This window comes from Burkholderia cepacia, from assembly GCF_029962485.1.
In the GTDB taxonomy this organism is placed as follows: Bacteria; Pseudomonadota; Gammaproteobacteria; order Burkholderiales; family Burkholderiaceae; genus Burkholderia.
The window spans coordinates 3,208,922-3,225,259 of sequence record NZ_CP073638.1 but is presented as its reverse complement, the minus strand read 5'-3'; the positions used below and the strand labels follow the sequence as shown (position 1 = coordinate 3,225,259).

Below are 16,338 nucleotides of genomic sequence, written 5' to 3'. Positions count from 1 at the left end.
ATGCGCCGTATGCCCTCCGCGCAAACAACAATGACGAACCGAACCCTTCGACGCCTTCGCCCGCTCGTGCGCGCCGCCGCGCGCGTGCTCGCCTGCGCCCCGCTGCTCGGCGCGCCGCTGGCGCTGCATGCGGCCGACCCCGCAGGCACCACCGGCACCGCGCCCGCCTCCGCGCGCTACATCGTCGTCGACACCGGCCATACGCCCGCGCATCCGGGCTCCACCGGCGCGAGCGGCCGCGTCGAATACCTGTACAACCTCGACCTGTCCGGCGCAGTCGCCGAGAAGCTCGCCGCGCACGGCGACCGCGTGCTGCGCACATCGGCCGACGGCCGCGAGATCAAGCTCGACCAGCGCTCGACCCAGGCGCCCGACGCGAACCTGTTCGTGTCGATCCATCACGACTCGATGCAGCAGCAGTTCATCGACGCGGGCCGGCAGCGCGAATTCCGCGGCTTCTCGGTATTCGTGTCGGAGCGCAATCCGCACTATGCGGAAAGCCTGCGTTGCGCAAAGGCGATCGCCGAGCGGCTGGTCGCGGCCGGCGAACGGCCGTCGCTGTACCACGCACAGCCGATCCGCGGCGAGAACCGCCCGCTGATCGACCCGCAACTCGGCATCCACCGCTTCGACGATCTCGTCGTGCTGCGCACCGCGCCGATTCCAGCCGTGCTCGTCGAGGCCGGCGTGATCGTCAACCCGGACGAGGAAGCACGGCTCGCGCGGCGCGAGACGATCCAGCGCGTGTCCACCGCGATCGCGGGCGGGATCGACGCGTGCACCACGCCGCAATAAATGACGGTATCGCCCGTCGGGCTCAACGGTTTTCACCCAGTCAGGAGCATCACAATGAAAAAGAAGAATCTGTTCGCATCCTGCGCGCTGCTCGCGCTCGCCGTTCCGTTCGCCGCGCACGCGGCCGGCTGCGGGAAGCCGCGCAGCGCGTTCGACCAGGTGTACTGCACCAGCACGCAGTTCTCGCAGTCCGACCGCGATCTCAACGACGAATACGGCCGCCTGCGCAAGCAACTGAGCGGTGACCAGCAGGCGACGCTGAAGGCCGGCCAGCTCGCGTGGCTGAAGCAACGCGATGCGCAGTGCAGCGAGACGCGCAACAACAGCTACCTCGTGGATATCCAGTGCGCGAACGACATGACGCAGTCGCGGCTGTCGTTCCTGCGCGAGCGTGAGCGCGAATGCTCGAGCACGGGGTGCGTGACGTCGAAGCTCGGCGAGTAAGGTTGTCGCACGTGCGGTGCCGCGAAGCGATTCCCGGCACCGCACCCCCGAAAGGAACGACGATGCGGCATGAATTCTCCGAAGTCCTCAACGACCTGATCGACTGTTTCCTCGTTGGCGATCTTCTGCTGCTGAAGCGCTACAAGGAAACCCATCGGCTGCCGGACAACCTCGCGTCCGAGTTCACGACCCGCGACAGCGGCGACCATGCCGTGCTCGAAGGGGTCGTCATTCCGCTGGCCGGTATCGAGAACCATCCGTATACGGCTATCTTCACGCTGGACGACGACACGCCCGAACTGCTCAAGGCCGGAAGCCGCCTGCAGCATCGGCGCGGCGGATACGTGCTGCGCGTCGAACATCGCTCGGTGATGCTTTACACGTGGCGGATTCTCGAACGCTTCACCGACGCATCGGTAAACGCGCTGCTTGCGCGCTATCGTGAACCGGGCAGGCCCGTCATCGAAATCGACAACGGCTGGTACGACGTCGAAATCCTCGGCGGCGAAGTGCCGCGCAACGGCTGGTTCGAGCCCGCGTTCGAGTTCGTGCTGAAGCGTACCGACGCGCCGGGCGACGCGTCACGCGTGGATCTCGGCTACAGTTTCGCCATCGACAGCAGCCTGGATCCGGCGGAATGAATTCCGCGCGGGGCAACGCCGCAAACGGCACACGATCTGGCGAGGTACGCATGGCACTGAACACGACGACGATCGACATCCGCGCGGCCACATCCGCCGATGCGCCTGCCATCGCCGACATCCACGTTGCATCGTGGCAGGCGACCTACACGGACATCATGCCGGCGGCGTTCCTCGCAGGCCTGTCGGTCGAAAAACGCACTGCTTCGTGGCGCCATGCGCTCGACGCCGGACGGCCGCGCGTCGCACTCGCGGTCTCGGGCGCGGACAACACGCCGGCAGGCTGGATCGCCTATGGCCCGACGCGCGACACCGACAAGGATCGCGCGTGGGGTGAAATCGAAGCGATCTATCTGCACCCGTCGCATTGCGGCCAAGGGATCGGCGCGGCGCTGGTCGACCATGCATGCCGGTCGTTGCACGACCTGGGCCATTCATGGGTGTCGCTCTGGGTATTGATCAAGAACCGTCGGGCCAGGGCCTTCTACGAACGCGAAGGCTTCGTCGCCGAAGACGACGTCAAGACGTTCGAAATCGACGGGAGCCCTATCGAAGAGGTGCGCTATTGGCGCACGCTACCGAAGTGACCTCGATGACGGTTTCGCCCCTTCCACCGCCAGCCGCTCCTGCATCATCTGCAGCAACTCGCGGATCTTCGCATTGACCGAATTCCGGCTCGCATAAGCGGCATGCAGCTCCAGCGGCGCCGGCGTCATCTCCAGCGGCACGCGCACGAGCCGCCCCGCGGCCAGCTCGGCCGCGCACCCGCGTTCGACGAGAATCGCGAAGCCGATCCCGTTCACCGCCGCCAGCCCCGCCATCTCGCCGCTGTTGACGCGATACCGGCTCGCGACCGGAATCTTGTGAATCCGCCCGTCGCCGTCGGCGAACTGCCACGGCTGCCCCTTTAGCGTGCTCAACGTCGTGATGCACGGCAATTGCCTGAGCTGCTCCGTCCGGGTCGGCATGCCCGCGCGTTCGATCAGCGACGGCGCGGCCACGACAACGCTCGGCAAGCTCACGAGCGGCCTGACGACGAATGCGCTGTCATCCAGCTTGCCGCGATTGACGATGATCGACAGGTCGATATCGTCGCGCAACGTCGAGACGCCTGCGAGGCTCGTATCGCAATCGATTTCGACGCGCGGATGGCGGCTCGCGAATTCCGCGACGATCGGCCCGAGCATGCGCGGTCCGATTTCGCCGGGCACGCAGAGCTTCAGCACACCGCGCAGCTCGGTCTGCTGCGAGGTCAGTTCGAACTCGGCGAGCGTCAGTGCATCGAGCATCGGCTTCGCGCGCTCGTGCAGCAGACGCCCGGCCTCCGTCATGCGCAGGTGCCGCGTGCTGCGTTCCAGCAGACGCACGCCGAGCCTCGACTCCAGTTGCGCCACATGGCGGCTCACGTTGGAACCGGGTATCGACAGCACGCGCGCGGCGCCTGCAAAACTGCCTTCGTCGACGACCGACACGAACACGCGCACCGCGTTCAGATCCAGCTTGCTGCGCATCATTATCCCGTTTCAGGTATCAAAGCTCGCCGCTTTTCACGGCTTATCCCGTTCGTGACCGTAATTTACGATGCGGATCCAGTCAAGGCGTGGCCGCCGACGCGCGAACCCGCGTCGACGCGAGCACGCTCAAAAACCTACGGGAGCATCACCATGGATATCGCCATTCTCGGCGCCGGCGTGGCCGGCATGAGCACCGCGCTCGCGCTTGCCGGGCAGGGGCACCGGATACGGCTCTACGAACGCAGACCGTCGGAATCGACGATGGGCGCCGGCGTCGTGCTCTGGCCGAATGCCGGCTTCGTGCTCGAGCAACTCGGCCTCCTGCCGGACATCGTCGCGGTCAGCGGCCACCTGCGCGCGATGCGATGCATGGACCGGCACGGCACCCCGTTCAAGCACGTCGATATCGGCGAACTCGACCGCCGCATGGGTTTCCCGACGCGCTCGATCCTGCGGCGCGACCTGCAGGCAGTGCTGACACGGCACCTCGCCGCACGCGGCATCGACATTCGCTTCGGCCACGGTGCGACGGCCATCGAAACCGGAAGGGACGGCCGCGCCGTCGTTCGTTTCGACAACGGAACGACGATCGCCCCCGATCTCGTGATCGGCGCGGACGGCCGCATGAACTCCGTCGCGCGACACTACGTGGTCGGCCACAACACGCCCGTCTACCAGGGGTTCGTCAACTGGATCGGTATCGCGCAGCACGATGCGCCGCTGGTCGACGAGGTGTCGATATTCGACTACTGGGGCGTGCGCGAGCGTTTCGGCATCGTCGCGCTGGACCGGCGTCGGATGTATTGGGCGGCGGCATGGCCCGAAGCCGATCCGGGCGAGGCGACGGAACGCGATCCGGGCGCGACGCTGGAGCGGCGCTTCGCGACGTGGCCGGCACCCGTCGCGGACGTGATACGTGCGACACCGTCGGACACGATCACGAAGATCCGTGTGCACGATCTCGATCCGGTCGACGTATGGCACCGCGGCAACGTGCTGCTGATCGGCGATGCCGCGCACGCACCGCTACCGACCTCCGGACAAGGCGCCTGCCAGGCGCTCGAGGACGCGTGGCATCTTGCCCGTTGCCTCGACGAGCACGGAGCCGGCAACGGCAGTGACCTCGATGCCACACTCGCATCCTTCACGATGCGGCGTCGCCCGAAAACCGCGGCGATCACCGAACGTGCGCGCGATTTTGCACACCTGCTGTTCGGCGAGAACGTGAACGAAAGCGCGCGACAACAGATCGACCCGGTCGTGGAAATCGAGGCCCTGACGAACGCGTGGGGCGCGCACCTGCCGATGGCGCAGGTGCGCGGACGATAGGACGCGCGAGCGCCAGCATCCGCTTACAGAAACCACCGATACTCACGCGCGCCGATCTCGTTGCGAAAATCCAGCTCCTCCTGCCGCTTGTTCTCGCAATACACCATCACGAACTCGCTGCCGAGCCCTTCGCGCACGGCCGGATGATCCTGCATCGTCGCGACGGCCGACAACATCTCCTTCGGGAAATCGATCCCGCTGCCGCGATCCTCGTTGAGCGGCGCGATCGGCTCGATCCGCGCATCGAGCCCGTGTTCCATCCCGGTGAGAATCGCCGCGAGCACCAGATACGGATTCGCGTCCGCACTCGCGAGCCGATGCTCGATCCTGAGGTTGCGTGCATCCGACTCCGGAATGCGGATGCACGCATCGCGATCCTCGAACCCCCAGCTGGCACGGCTCGCCGCGTTCACCATCGACCCGTAGCGCCGGAACGCGTTGTGGTTCGGCGCGAACACCGGCATGCAATGCGGCAGCAGCGCGAGGCAGCCGGCCACCGCGTGCCGCAACGGCCGCTGCCCGTCTGCCGCGAGCAGGTTGCGTCCCGCGTCGTCGTACAGGCTCACGTGCACGTGCATCCCGCTGCCCGGCGCATGCAGGTATGGCTTGCCCATGAAGCTCGCACGATAGCCGTGCTGCAACGCGACGCCGCGCGTGCTGCGGCAGAACAGCGCCGACCAGTCGGCCGCGCGCAGCCCGTCGTCGCAATGGCCGAAGTTGATCTCGAACTGGCCGGGTCCGAGTTCGGCCGTGATCACGGTCGCGTCGATCCCCTGCGCGCACGCGACGTCGACCATCTCGTGCAGCACGTCGGAGAAGCGCGACAGTCGCTCGATATGCATGTTCGGCTGATCGTCTCGATCGTCGGACAGACGGTCGCGCGGATACTGCGGCATCCCTTCCGCGAGCTGCGCGGCAAACAGGTAGAACTCGAGCTCGAACGCGACGACCGGGCGGATGCCGCGCCGCGCGAGCCGCTTCAGCACGCGCGCGAGCACCTCGCGCGGCTCGAACTCGACCGGCGAATCGGTGCCGTCGGTCGTGATCAGCATCTGGCCGAGCGGCTGCTTCTCCCAGGTCACCGGCTTCAGCGTGCCGGGGATCAACCGGCGCACGGCGTCCGGGTCGCCGTCGTTGAAACAGTAATCGCCGATCTTGTAGAGCCCGCCCTGCGTGCCGAGCAGGATGCAATTCTGTGGCAGCTTCAGCAGCGAACCGGCCGCGACCTTTTCGAGTGCATCGATCGGGTAGCGCTTGCCGTAGAAGTGTCCGGGCAGGTCGAGGCAGATCAGGTCGACATAACGGATCTCGGGGTGCGCCTGCCGGAATGCGCGGACTTCATCGACCAGCGCGGGAACGACGTCAGCCATGTCTCATCCTTTCCATGTCTTGGTATGGCGGTGCCGCAACGCGGCGAACCGCATTCGTGCGGCACACGCGACAACGCACACCGCATTTCACTCAGTACTGCAAACAGGCTGCGTGGCGCGCCGGTCTTCGACACCGCGCGCCCCGCCGACAACTCAGGTGAATACCCAGATCACGCGCGTCGGCGCGTCGGTCAGGTTGGCGTAACGGAAGCGCTTGTGCGCGGGAAGCTGGAACGCATCGTTCGGGCCGAGCGTGACGGGCGTCTCGTCGCCGTCGACCCAGATCGTCAGTTCTCCTTCGAGCACGAAGCCGCCCTGCTCGTCGCTGTCGTCGACCGGCCGCTCGCCGCTGCTCGCGCCCGGCGCGAGATGGCTTTCGAGAATCGAGAAACGCGAACGCATGTTCGGCGACACGAGGATGTCGGTAATGCCGGCCGCGTAATACACGGTGCGCCGTTCGTCGGGCCGCGTGACCCACGGCACGCTGCGCGGCTTGCTCAGGCTGTAGAAATACGTGGTCGGCACGCCGAGCGCCTCGCCGATCGCGGTGAGATCCGCGACCGTCGGACGCGACAGCCCGCGCTCGACCTGCGACAGAAAGCCGACCGAGCGGCCGATCCGTTCGGCAAGATCGTTGAGCGTGACCTTGCGATGCTTGCGCAGGTCGCGGATCAGGATCGCCAGACTTTCTATCTCTTCCTGTTCGTTCATGACGGGTTCCGGTGGGTCAGACGGTATCGCGCAAACGGTACCAGGCCTTGCCGATCGCTTCCAGCGGCGCGGCGAGCCGGTCGCCGCCGGGGAAACGCGGATTGCGGATGCGCTGGTACTGCGCGAGCAGGCGTTCGTCGCCGAGCACGGCGTCGGCCACCGCGCGCGCGCCGGCGAGTGTCGGCAGCACGCCGTGCCCCGAAAAGCCCTGCAGCCAGAAGCGCTGCCCGTGGCGGCCGATGTCCGGCGTGCGGCGCATGCTGATGTCGATGTGGCCGCCCCACGCGTAGTCGAGCGGCACGCCGGCCAGCTGCGGGAACACGCGCTCGAGATGCGGTCGCGTCGCCGCCGCGATATCGGCCGGAATGCCGCCGAGATACGTGCAGCCGCCGCCGAACAGCAGACGGTTGTCGGGGCTCAGGCGGAAGTAGTCGGGCACGAACTGGTTGTCGATCACGCAACTGTTCTGCGGCAGCAGCGCCCGCGCGACGTCGGGCGCAAGCGGCGCGGTCGCGACCTGGTACGTGCCGACCGGCAGCAGCCGGCGCGCGAGATCGCGATCGAGCCGGTCGACGTACGCGTTGCACGCCAGCACGAGCACGTCGGCACGCACTTCACCGCGCGCCGTGCGCGCGACGTAGCCACCGGCCGTCTCGCGGCAGTCGAGCACGCGGCTCTGTTCGAAGATGTGGCCGCCCGCACGCTCGATCGTCTGCGCGAGGCCGAGCGCGAGCTTCAGCGGGTTCAGGTGGCCGGCCTCCGGATCGTGCAGTGCCGCGAGATAGCGCGTGCCGCCGATCCATTCGGGCATCTCGTCTCGGCCGATCACGCGCAGCCGGTCGTAGCCCCAGCGCTCGGCCGCCTCGTCGCGCGCCTGCGCGAGCATCGCGACGCGACGCGGCCGCACCGCGGCCCACAGGCTGCCCGGCCGGTAATCGATGTCGAAACCGTGCCGCACCGGCAGTTCGCGCACTTCGGCCGCCGCCCAGCGCATGCTGTCCCACAGCAGGCGCGCACCGTCGCGGCCAAGCGAATCCTCGAGCGGCTGCATGTCGCACGACCAGCCGAGCAGCGCCTGTCCGCCGTTGCGGCCCGACGCGGCCCATGCGACGCGGCTCGCTTCGAGCACGACTACGCGCTTGCCGGCGAGCGCAAGGCGCAATGCCGTATGCAGCCCGCTGAAGCCCGCGCCGACGACGAGCACGTCGGCGTCGATGCGTTCGTCCAGTTCCGGGCGATGCGGGATCGGCGCCGGGTAGGTGCCGGCGTAGTAGCTTGCGACATGACGGTCGGACTGCACGAACATGCGGACTCTCGTGAAATTTATTCCATGAAATTTCATGAAAAATTAGCACGACAATTTCACGGGAGCAAGCGTGTCAGAAATCCGGTCCGATGAACAGCGCGACGAACTTAAGTTGCGCGTTTTTCGACCCATTTCGGCGCAACGTTACAACAAGCGCAAATGGCGCAAATTTCTTGTTTTCGCGCTTCGCAGTTGCGGGGACCCGCCTCCTGTCGAGATGCGTCCAACTTGGAATTTTTTTCGTTCAAATCGGAACTTGCAAGGGCCCATGCCGGCCGCGAACGCCTGCGAATATTCCTCAATAAAACAATAGCTTGAAGAGGTCGCCACACGCCCTCAGCGCTACAACGTGATCAACCACCGACCGATGCACCGGCTGCTGCGCGCTGAAATCGCGTGTGGGCGACTGTTGACTGCATCAAGCCGGCGCCTCCTTGCTCCAGCGCCCGCTCTTGCAATTCAGCGGTACACACCTGACCAGGAGTTCACGCGTACAGAACTTGGAATTCCCTATAGCTACCACAGACTTTTCGGATCCGGCGCAACTACACAGCCGGGATGAACAGCAACTGCACCTTACTTAGCAGCCGGCGGCCATGAGTTGTGGTTTTTCTCATTGGACCGGTAAATTTCAGGGGTGGACAACCGGCCCCACGCGCCCTGCAGCGAGCATGATCTGGCAGTATTGCGCGACGTCCACGCGGGCGCACGATGCAAAGCAGCAGGTTTGAACTTCCGACTCTAGTGCCGGCACGGATTAAAATCAGGATCGTGTCAATTACGCTAAGGAATACAAATCATGTCACTCCCAAGACAGGGTGATGTCGAGGCGGCGGATTAACCAGCTGCTATATTGTCGCCTTCGTGTGCGCAATTTCTGGTCAGGATATTCGAAAGCGTCCACGGTACGCGCCCGGGCTCAGTCCGACCCGCTCCTTGAACAACCTGCAGAATGAGCTCACGTCGCTATAGCCGACCTTGACTGCAACCTCCTCGATACTCAGATCGCCAGCCTCGAACAGTCCACGAGCCGCCTCAATTCTCAGGCTCTGCAAGTAACGCAGCGGAGTCTGATTCAGCGCAGCCTGAAAGCGGCGGATGAGAGTCCGCTCGCTCACGTCGAGTTCGCTTGCGAGCGCGGACATTCGAACCTCTTCCGCCATGCTCTTCTGCAAGCGGTGTTGGGCGCGATGAACCAGTGAATCGCCATGGGCCTTGTCGGCAAGCAACGGGAGATAAGGCGTTTGCCGGGTCTGACTGACGTCGATGAGCATGGTTTTCGCGCAGAGCGAAGCAATCGTCGGACCAGAGAAACGCTCGATGATGTGAATTGTCTGTAGCAGATAGGATGCCGATGCACCGGCACAAATCAGGCGATCGACTTCAGTCAGAACCGGTTCGACCTGAAGATTCACGCGGGGAAACCTGGCGCGAAACTGGTCGGCGAGCCACCACGTCGTCGTCGCCGATCGTCCGTCCAGAAGGCCGGTCTTCGCCAGAATGAAGGTGCCGGTGCAGTTTGCCGCGACACACGCACCGGCGTTCCATTGCGCGATCAGCCAGTCGCACGACATCGATTGACTCGCCAGCAGCTTGTCGAACGCCTTGTGCCCGGCGTAGTGCGCACTGGGGACGAACACCAGGTCGAAGCGCTGCCGCGGGCGAATCGGTTGCGTACTGATCTCCAAACCGTTGCTGGTCCTGATCGGACCGCCATGTTGCGACACGAAATGCCACTCGTAGCGCACGCCCGCTTCCCCGTTCTGCCGCCTCAGGTGGGCGTTCGCAACCTGAAGTATGTCGGCGAAGCCTCCCAGGCTGAAGGCATAGCAATTTTCGTATGCAAGGATGGCTGCGCGGTGCATGTCTTATTTCGCAAAGTATTTGTCACTTCCGCCACTTTACAGCAGCTCGCGGCGCTACGAAACTTTCGATACGCAGTCGTCACTGCCGATATCCAACACCCTTTCGTCACGAGACCAGCTGTCATGAAAGTCCTGATCGTCCACGCTCATCCCGAACCGCAGTCATTCTGTACGGCACTCAAAACCACGGCAGTCGATGTGCTCGGGGACGCCGGGCACGAAGTGGAAGTTTCGGATCTCTATGCGATGGGTTTCAATCCTGTAGCGTCCGCCGGCGACTTCGGAACGCGCGCCAATCCCGACTACTGCGTCTATGCTCTCGAGCAGCGTCACGGCGTTTCCAGTGGCACCATCGCCCCGGACATCAAGGGCGAACTCGAGAAGCTCATGCGATGCGACTTGCTCATCCTGAACTTTCCGCTGTTCTGGTTCTCGACCCCGGCGATACTCAAGGGCTGGATCGATCGGGTTCTCGTCTCCGGTCCTGTCTATGGCGGTATGCGCTTCTACAATCGCGGTGGCCTTCGCGGAAAACGCGCCGTTGTGAGTCTCACCCTGGGTGGACAGGCCCACATGTTCGCTGACGATGGCGTGCACGGGCCACTCAACGGAATGCTGCGACCGCTGCTGCAGGGCACGCTCGGCTATACCGGGCTCGATGTACTCGAGCCATTCGTGGCCTGGCATGTTCCTTATGTTACGCACGACGTACGACTCGATTATCTGGCCGCCTGGCGAAGCCGCTTGTCGTCGCTCGCGACGGAATCACCGCTTTCATTCCCGAGTCTTGACGACTTCGACGAAAGGTTGTGTCCGATCAACGGCACAACCTGACAGGACACGGAGCGACGATGGCGGTCGCGTGCGGGAGCATCGGGATACAACGTCGGGGCGAATCAAAAACCCCACCAGGTAGCAAGGGTGCAGGTTACAAACTCCGCCTCGGATGGCGTACCGGTGCCTTGTTGGACGCCTTGACACCGAAGGTCTCCTGCCTGAGTACCCGATCCGCCTCTGCTCCCAAAATGTCTTGCTCGTAGCCATCTAAACCGTACCTGTAAGCGGAGTATCGCCTATGAAAAGGGGATGGCGGCGGTTCCACGAACCGGCATCGGCGCCACGATCTCCAAGAGCCCGCGAATCCGGCTCTGTTTGCACGCGAAAGCCCCAGCAGGCATTGACTGCCGGATCGTCACGAACGACGAAATTCAACTACCTGCAGGTATGGGTATACGCACTATGGTCGGAATGCTGCGATCAACTCAAATGGAGACATCCATGACGCTCACACACGATTCAGCGGTAACTTCGGAAGCTTGCTTGCACGACGTCAGGCCTGCGGGGTTGCTCCTTCAGGGGGAGGACTTCGAGAACTATGGCGGTTGGGTTCTTGATTCACAGTTTGAAACCCAGATGGGCGCCCCGTACCTGCTAGCGCATGGCCTGGGCCGACCGGTGGCAGATGCCACCACGTCCATCAGCGTGCAGGCGGCGGGCGAACGAACCGTCTGGGTGCGTTCGAAGGACTGGGTCCCCTCCTATCACCCTGGACGTTTTCAGATCTCGATCAATGGCGAGCGGCTCGAGACGGTACTCGGCGAGAACGGTTGCGACTGGTCATGGCAGCCGGTAGGCCGGGTCTTTCTGCAACAGGGAGAGAACCGGGTAGCCCTGCACGATTTGACGGGCTTTGGTGGCCGATGTGATGCGATCTACTTTGCCGAAGACGACACGATTCCGCCTAACGAGGTAGGCCCGGACTTCAAGGCGTGGCGCAAGGCCCTTCGGGGTCTTCCCGCAGAGCCGCTGGACGGTGGCTTCTACGACGTAGTCGTGGTCGGTGGCGGCATCTCAGGGTGCGCCGCCGGACTGACCGCAGCGCGGTTGGGTTTGCGCGTCGCGGTCATCCACGATCGACCGGTTCTGGGGGGCAACGCCAGCAAGGAGATCGGGCTGATGCCGCGGGGCGCCCAGGGAGCCCTGCTCAAGGAGCTATCCGAACGAAGCGCAGACGGCGATCTGGCTGCGATTCGACTGCTGGAAGCGGAAGCAACGGCCAACGTGTACCTTGAGCACCGGGTCGTAGGCGTAGCGCGCGAAGGTTCTCGCATCGTGTCCGTCGACACGGTGAGTGCGCGTGGCGGGCACGAGCGCCGCATTCGCGGCGGAATGTTCATTGACTCATCCGGCGTTGCCATTCTCGGCATGCTCGCGGGTGGAGCAACGCTCTTCGGCCGAGAGGCAAGGTCGGAATTTGACGAGGCTTATGCGCCGGAGGTTGCCGATGAAATGCACCATGGCAATACGCTCTTCTTCCGGACGCGGATGGCCGATCACCCTGTACCTTTTCCGGACGTCCCGTGGGCAACGGAGGTGGCAAAGGACTATGCGAATCTGAGTGGCCAACTCTCGGCGGTCGGTCACGAAAATGGGCCCGGCCCTGCGGCCGGATCGAATCCGGCAACGCCGGAATTCAGGTTTGGAAGCAAGGCCGACGTATTTCCCGCCACGCATTTCTGGGAATACGGCCAGTGGCTGGACCCATATACCTCCGGTGAGCAGGTTCGCGACTATCTGATGCGTGCGCTATACGGCACGTTTGCCAATGTCAAACGGCTGGACGCGGAAAAATACGCGAACCTCGAGTTTGAGTGGATGGCCCACGTCGCGGCCCAAGGCGAATTCCGTCGATATCGGGGCGATTATGTGCTGACCGAAAACGACATTCGAAACCATACGCGTTTCGACGACGCCCTGATTGCCAACGACGGCGCATTCTGCATCCACTGCGCATGGGGCCCCGGCGAAGGAAAATACGACTTCCGCCTCAAGGATTGGATTTTCGATCAGCGCGACAAGCTGTCCTACAGCGTGCCATTTCGATGCCTTTATTCTGCCGACATCGACAACCTCTTGATGGCGGGAAAGCACATCAGCGTGACACATGTGGCCGCTTCGTCAATCAAGCTGATGGGGAACGGGGCGCAACACGGGATCGCTGTGGCTGCGGCCGCGCACCTTTGCAAAAAGTATGGAACGTCACCTCGTGGTCTTTACTCCGATCATCTCGATGAGTTGAAGATGCTCGTGTACAGCCTGACCCGATGCGACCACGACATGACAAATGATCCGCCTCGAAGACTTTTTGTATCTGTCCCGGGCTAGTTGCACAAGGCTTTGGCGCGTCTCGGGCGTTGACTGGGTGCGCGCGATTACATTGCCGATGTCCGCCGTTTCTCCGTTGCCGGCAGGCAGCGGCACGTATCGTTCGTCATCCTGCAATAGCGGGACCGATGCTGCCTGACCCGCGCCACCGATATCGAACGTCCACTGCAGCTTCCTGGTATCCGCCGCATTCAAACTTCCCATCGCCCGACGAGGCAGCCTGGTGCAAGCACCCCTCACTTCGGAGGGCATCCTCACCTGGATTGCCGAATGCATGACGGGCTTGCGGCGCCCGTGTTCGACGAAAAACGTGCAGCGCGAGAGCTTTCACTCGTCGGGAGCCGATTCCGTACTGTCCGTGGAACTCGCATTTGCGCTCGGAGAGACGCCGGGTCTGGAGATCGATCCCACGATGATCTATGACAGCCGCACGATTCGGGGCTTCACGGATAGCGTGCCGGCCCTTTACGCACAGACGCCCGGTGCGCTCAAGCGATCGGCGCATCATTTGGAAAATAGACATGTCCGAACACTACACGGAAATTCCCATCGACATTTCGTCGCAATTCAACGTGCTGGGCTATCCGAACGGCGGATACCTCACGCGGCTGGCAGCTGAAACGCTCGCCGTCCGCAGTGCTCATCCGGACCTCCTGGCCATCCATGCGAGCTTCGTCGGGCACCCAGTTTCCGGGCCGGCGATTGCGCGCATCAGCGATCTAGGATCGACAAAGAGTCTGTCACGGGCCATGCTGGCGCTGGTTCAGAACGACGAACTCAAAGCGCACTACATCGCCACATTCACAGACTTCTCGCGGACGGCAGGTGCCACGGCGCGCCTTTCGAACCAGCCGGTCGATATCACACCCTTCCCTGCGTGCATCAACATCGATTCGCTCGCGCTACCCGCGCCGATGCAGTCGTTCGTCTCACAGTTCAACCTGCATCTGGCACCCGGATCCTTGCAAAACTTCGGGCCTGATCGAACGGCCGCTGTTGAGGGCTGGATCTCGCTCGCGGACGAGTCTCCTTCGACACTTGAGTCCCTGGTGCTCTTCGCCGACGCTTTCCCGCCCCCCGTCTACAACGTGATCGAGCCAGCCGCGTGGGATTCCGTACCGACCATCGAATACTCGGTTTACTTGAAAGCCCGCCCCGTTCCCGGACCGATTCACGCCCGCTTCGTTTCGAACGAGGTGTGTTCCGGACTGCTTGTAATCGACGGGGAGCTTCGCGATTCGGACGGCCGCCTGCTTGCGGAATCGCGGCAACTCGCGAAATTTCGCGGCAGCTTGGCAAGCGTGCGGGGGACAGCCGACTGACGCACCTTTTGCTCGCACTGGAAAACTGACTCGACGCCTGTCTCCATGAATTTATGTTCGTCTGATGTGGTCGTGATTGGTATCGCTTGCCGACTACCCGGCGCAAACGATGTCCGAGAAAATCGGCAACTCTTGCAGTCTGGTGCAATTGCCGTCCGGTCATCAGCGCGTTCAGTTTCGGTGGCACGAATCTCGGCTTGAATGACTTCGCCCATCACCCGCGCGCCGTGCACTTCGCCGACGCCGATTCCTTTCCGACGAACACCGGCATGTTCGAGCTCCACACTTACGGCGATGAACGGCCAAGGCGGGTCCCGATGTACGACCGGGACACCAACCGTTTTAACCCTCCAATCCTCGTGTAAGACAATGTAGAAGGCGTAGAACGCCGTGCCGCGCACGCGAACAGGCGCGAGTCGAACGAATTGCTTCTTGGTGATTGAACTCGCAGGTTTTCCGTGTTCAGCCTTGCAAGGCGTCGAACACTCCACTGAGCATCGACTTCGCATCACCGAACAACATGCGGTTGTTGTCCTTGTAGAACAGCGGATTGTCGACGCCTGCATAGCCCGAAGCCATGCTGCGCTTCATCACGATCGACGTCTTCGCCTTCCACACCTCCAGCACCGGCATGCCGGCGATCGGGCTCGTCGGGTCGTCCTGCGCCGCCGGGTTCACGATGTCGTTCGCGCCGATCACCATCGACACGTCGGCCTCGGGGAAGTCGCCGTTGATCTCGTCCATTTCGAGCACGATGTCGTACGGCACCTTCGCTTCGGCGAGCAGCACGTTCATGTGGCCCGGCATGCGGCCCGCGACCGGGTGAATCGCGAAACGCACGTCGACGCCCTTTTCACGCAGCAGCTTCGTCAGCTCGAACACCGTGTGCTGGGCCTGCGCCACCGCCATCCCATAGCCGGGTACGATGATCACGCGCTTCGCCTCGCGCAGCAGCTCGGCCGTCTCCGCCGCGCTCACCGCGACCGCCTCGCCGGCCGGCTGCGCGCCGCCGCCGGCTGCCGCGGGCGCGCCTGCGCCGCTGCCGAAGCCGCCCGCGATCACGCTGATGAAGTTGCGGTTCATCGCGCGGCACATGATGTACGACAGGATCGCACCGGACGAGCCGACCAGCGCGCCGATCACGATCAGCAGGTCGTTGCCGAGCATGAAGCCGGTGGCCGCAGCCGCCCAGCCCGAGTAGCTGTTGAGCATCGACACCACGACCGGCATGTCCGCCCCGCCGATCGCCATCACCATGTGCACGCCGAACAGCAGCGAGATCACCGTCATCACGACGAGCGGCAGCATGCCGTCCTGGATGCTTTCCGCATGCAGGAACGCGCGGCCGAAGTAGATCACGATCAGCAGCGCGGCCAGGTTCATCCAGTGCCGCGCCGGCAGCAGCAGCGGCTTGCCGCCGATCTTGCCCGACAGCTTGCCGAACGCGATGATCGAGCCCGCGAAGGTAATCGCGCCAATCAGGATGCCGACGTAGATCTCCACTTCGTGGATGGCCTTCTCGGCGCCCGTGAGCTGCAGCGACGTGTCGATGTAGCTCGCGAAGCCGACCAGGCAGGCTGCGAGACCGACCAGGCTGTGCATCAGCGCGACCAGTTCCGGCATCTGCGTCATCTGCACCTTCTTCGCGGCGTACAGGCCGACGGCGCCGCCGACGACCAGCGCGGCGACCACGTACGGAATCCCCGCGGCCGACACGCGCGGACCGGCCACGGTGGCCAGCACCGCGATCAGCATGCCGATCATGCCGAGCAGGTTGCCGCGGCGTGCCGTTTCAGGGTTGGCCAGCCCGCCGAGGCTGAGGATGAACAGGATCGCGGCGCCGATATAGGAGACGGTAGTCAGGTTTGAAGTCATT

16 protein-coding genes are annotated in these 16,338 nt (G+C 63.7%); 10 read left to right on the top strand and 6 right to left on the bottom strand.

Translation table 11 applies throughout. The annotated features are described in order from the left end of the window. Nucleotides 1-30 precede the first annotated feature (30 nt). The 4 genes from KEC55_RS30925 to KEC55_RS30910 all read left to right on the top strand — a co-directional run bounded on the left by KEC55_RS30925 (nt 31) and on the right by KEC55_RS30910 (nt 2,467). Nucleotides 31-795 carry an N-acetylmuramoyl-L-alanine amidase family protein gene (locus KEC55_RS30925; RefSeq protein WP_282508837.1) on the top strand — a complete coding sequence of 255 codons (765 nt, stop codon included), beginning with the start codon at nt 31-33 and terminating at the stop codon, nt 793-795. 54 nt (nt 796-849) lie between these two features. Next, nucleotides 850-1,239 (top strand): lysozyme inhibitor LprI family protein, encoded by a 390-nt coding sequence (locus KEC55_RS30920; RefSeq protein WP_282508836.1) that lies wholly within the window; start codon nt 850-852, stop codon nt 1,237-1,239. Nucleotides 1,240-1,301: 62 nt separating this feature from the next. Next, nucleotides 1,302-1,880, top strand: a complete 579-nt coding sequence (locus KEC55_RS30915) for a hypothetical protein (RefSeq protein ID WP_348995921.1) — start codon at nt 1,302-1,304, stop codon at nt 1,878-1,880. Nucleotides 1,881-1,930: 50 nt separating this feature from the next. Continuing rightward, on the top strand, nt 1,931-2,467 hold the full coding sequence (locus tag KEC55_RS30910; protein WP_282508834.1) for a GNAT family N-acetyltransferase: 537 nt from the start codon (nt 1,931-1,933) through the stop codon (nt 2,465-2,467). On the opposite strand, the gene KEC55_RS30905 is transcribed toward KEC55_RS30910, so the two are convergent. Beyond that, nucleotides 2,456-3,391 carry a LysR family transcriptional regulator gene (locus KEC55_RS30905; protein WP_282511482.1) on the bottom strand — a complete coding sequence of 312 codons (936 nt, stop codon included), beginning with the start codon at nt 3,389-3,391 and terminating at the stop codon, nt 2,456-2,458. The two genes, KEC55_RS30910 and KEC55_RS30905, sit on opposite strands and share 12 nt — an antisense overlap. Nucleotides 3,392-3,544: 153 nt before the next feature. Between KEC55_RS30905 and KEC55_RS30900 the strand changes: the two genes are divergently transcribed. Beyond that, a complete protein-coding gene (locus tag KEC55_RS30900) occupies nt 3,545-4,723 on the top strand; it encodes an FAD-dependent oxidoreductase (protein ID WP_282508833.1) in 1,179 nt (392 codons plus the stop codon). Nucleotides 4,724-4,746: 23 nt separating this feature from the next. Here the strand turns inward: KEC55_RS30900 and KEC55_RS30895 are convergent, their stop codons facing one another. From KEC55_RS30895 to KEC55_RS30880, 4 genes are all read right to left on the bottom strand, one after another. Then, nucleotides 4,747-6,093, bottom strand: a complete 1,347-nt coding sequence (locus tag KEC55_RS30895) for a glutamine synthetase family protein (protein WP_282508832.1) — start codon at nt 6,091-6,093, stop codon at nt 4,747-4,749. A 153-nt stretch (nt 6,094-6,246) separates the two neighbouring features. After that, the gene (locus KEC55_RS30890) at nt 6,247-6,804 is read right to left on the bottom strand and encodes a helix-turn-helix domain-containing protein (RefSeq protein ID WP_282508831.1); all 558 of its coding nucleotides are present in this window, start codon (nt 6,802-6,804) and stop codon (nt 6,247-6,249) included. A 16-nt stretch (nt 6,805-6,820) separates the two neighbouring features. Further along, nucleotides 6,821-8,110 carry an NAD(P)/FAD-dependent oxidoreductase gene (locus KEC55_RS30885; RefSeq protein ID WP_282508830.1) on the bottom strand — a complete coding sequence of 430 codons (1,290 nt, stop codon included), beginning with the start codon at nt 8,108-8,110 and terminating at the stop codon, nt 6,821-6,823. A gap of 881 nt (nt 8,111-8,991) precedes the next feature. Further along, a complete protein-coding gene (locus tag KEC55_RS30880) occupies nt 8,992-9,975 on the bottom strand; it encodes a GlxA family transcriptional regulator (protein WP_282508829.1) in 984 nt (327 codons plus the stop codon). A gap of 123 nt (nt 9,976-10,098) precedes the next feature. Here KEC55_RS30880 and KEC55_RS30875 point away from each other — a divergent pair, with 123 nt between their 5' ends. The 5 genes from KEC55_RS30875 to KEC55_RS35165 all read left to right on the top strand — a co-directional run bounded on the left by KEC55_RS30875 (nt 10,099) and on the right by KEC55_RS35165 (nt 14,663). Continuing rightward, nucleotides 10,099-10,809: an NAD(P)H-dependent oxidoreductase gene (locus KEC55_RS30875; protein WP_282508828.1), complete on the top strand. Its 711-nt coding sequence runs from the start codon at nt 10,099-10,101 to the stop codon at nt 10,807-10,809. Nucleotides 10,810-11,253: 444 nt separating this feature from the next. After that, complete coding sequence (locus tag KEC55_RS30870; protein WP_282508827.1) at nt 11,254-13,140, top strand: FAD-dependent oxidoreductase; 1,887 nt, start codon at nt 11,254-11,256, stop codon at nt 13,138-13,140. A gap of 274 nt (nt 13,141-13,414) precedes the next feature. Beyond that, nucleotides 13,415-13,759 carry an acyl carrier protein gene (locus tag KEC55_RS35170; RefSeq protein ID WP_432626321.1) on the top strand — a complete coding sequence of 115 codons (345 nt, stop codon included), beginning with the start codon at nt 13,415-13,417 and terminating at the stop codon, nt 13,757-13,759. Then, complete coding sequence (locus KEC55_RS30865; protein ID WP_282508826.1) at nt 13,662-14,462, top strand: thioesterase family protein; 801 nt, start codon at nt 13,662-13,664, stop codon at nt 14,460-14,462. The genes KEC55_RS35170 and KEC55_RS30865 overlap by 98 nt, the downstream gene beginning before the upstream one ends. Nucleotides 14,463-14,507: 45 nt before the next feature. Continuing rightward, entirely contained in the window at nt 14,508-14,663 is a 156-nt protein-coding gene (locus KEC55_RS35165) for a beta-ketoacyl synthase N-terminal-like domain-containing protein (RefSeq protein WP_432626307.1), read from the top strand. A gap of 261 nt (nt 14,664-14,924) precedes the next feature. On the opposite strand, the gene pntB is transcribed toward KEC55_RS35165, so the two are convergent. Next, nucleotides 14,925-16,337 (bottom strand): Re/Si-specific NAD(P)(+) transhydrogenase subunit beta, encoded by a 1,413-nt coding sequence (gene pntB, locus KEC55_RS30860; protein ID WP_282508825.1) that lies wholly within the window; start codon nt 16,335-16,337, stop codon nt 14,925-14,927. Between the last annotated feature and the right edge of the window lies 1 nt (nt 16,338).

Excerpts from the sequence above, each read along its gene's own strand:
- KEC55_RS30900 (WP_282508833.1), top strand. The coding sequence starts at position 3,545 with ATGGATATCGCCATTCTCGGCGCCGGCGTGGCCGGCATGAGCACCGCG.
- KEC55_RS30875 (WP_282508828.1), top strand. The coding sequence starts at position 10,099 with ATGAAAGTCCTGATCGTCCACGCTCATCCCGAACCGCAGTCATTCTGT.
- KEC55_RS30915 (WP_348995921.1), top strand. The coding sequence starts at position 1,302 with ATGCGGCATGAATTCTCCGAAGTCCTCAACGACCTGATCGACTGTTTC.
- KEC55_RS30905 (WP_282511482.1), bottom strand. The coding sequence starts at position 3,391 with ATGCGCAGCAAGCTGGATCTGAACGCGGTGCGCGTGTTCGTGTCGGTC.
- KEC55_RS35165 (WP_432626307.1), top strand. The coding sequence starts at position 14,508 with ATGAATTTATGTTCGTCTGATGTGGTCGTGATTGGTATCGCTTGCCGA.
- KEC55_RS30865 (WP_282508826.1), top strand. The coding sequence starts at position 13,662 with ATGTCCGAACACTACACGGAAATTCCCATCGACATTTCGTCGCAATTC.
- KEC55_RS30880 (WP_282508829.1), bottom strand. The coding sequence starts at position 9,975 with ATGCACCGCGCAGCCATCCTTGCATACGAAAATTGCTATGCCTTCAGC.
- KEC55_RS30890 (WP_282508831.1), bottom strand. The coding sequence starts at position 6,804 with ATGAACGAACAGGAAGAGATAGAAAGTCTGGCGATCCTGATCCGCGAC.
- KEC55_RS30870 (WP_282508827.1), top strand. The coding sequence starts at position 11,254 with ATGACGCTCACACACGATTCAGCGGTAACTTCGGAAGCTTGCTTGCAC.
- pntB (WP_282508825.1), bottom strand. The coding sequence starts at position 16,337 with ATGACTTCAAACCTGACTACCGTCTCCTATATCGGCGCCGCGATCCTG.
- KEC55_RS30895 (WP_282508832.1), bottom strand. The coding sequence starts at position 6,093 with ATGGCTGACGTCGTTCCCGCGCTGGTCGATGAAGTCCGCGCATTCCGG.
- KEC55_RS30910 (WP_282508834.1), top strand. The coding sequence starts at position 1,931 with ATGGCACTGAACACGACGACGATCGACATCCGCGCGGCCACATCCGCC.
- KEC55_RS30885 (WP_282508830.1), bottom strand. The coding sequence starts at position 8,110 with ATGTTCGTGCAGTCCGACCGTCATGTCGCAAGCTACTACGCCGGCACC.
- KEC55_RS30925 (WP_282508837.1), top strand. The coding sequence starts at position 31 with ATGACGAACCGAACCCTTCGACGCCTTCGCCCGCTCGTGCGCGCCGCC.
- KEC55_RS30920 (WP_282508836.1), top strand. The coding sequence starts at position 850 with ATGAAAAAGAAGAATCTGTTCGCATCCTGCGCGCTGCTCGCGCTCGCC.
- KEC55_RS35170 (WP_432626321.1), top strand. The coding sequence starts at position 13,415 with ATGACGGGCTTGCGGCGCCCGTGTTCGACGAAAAACGTGCAGCGCGAG.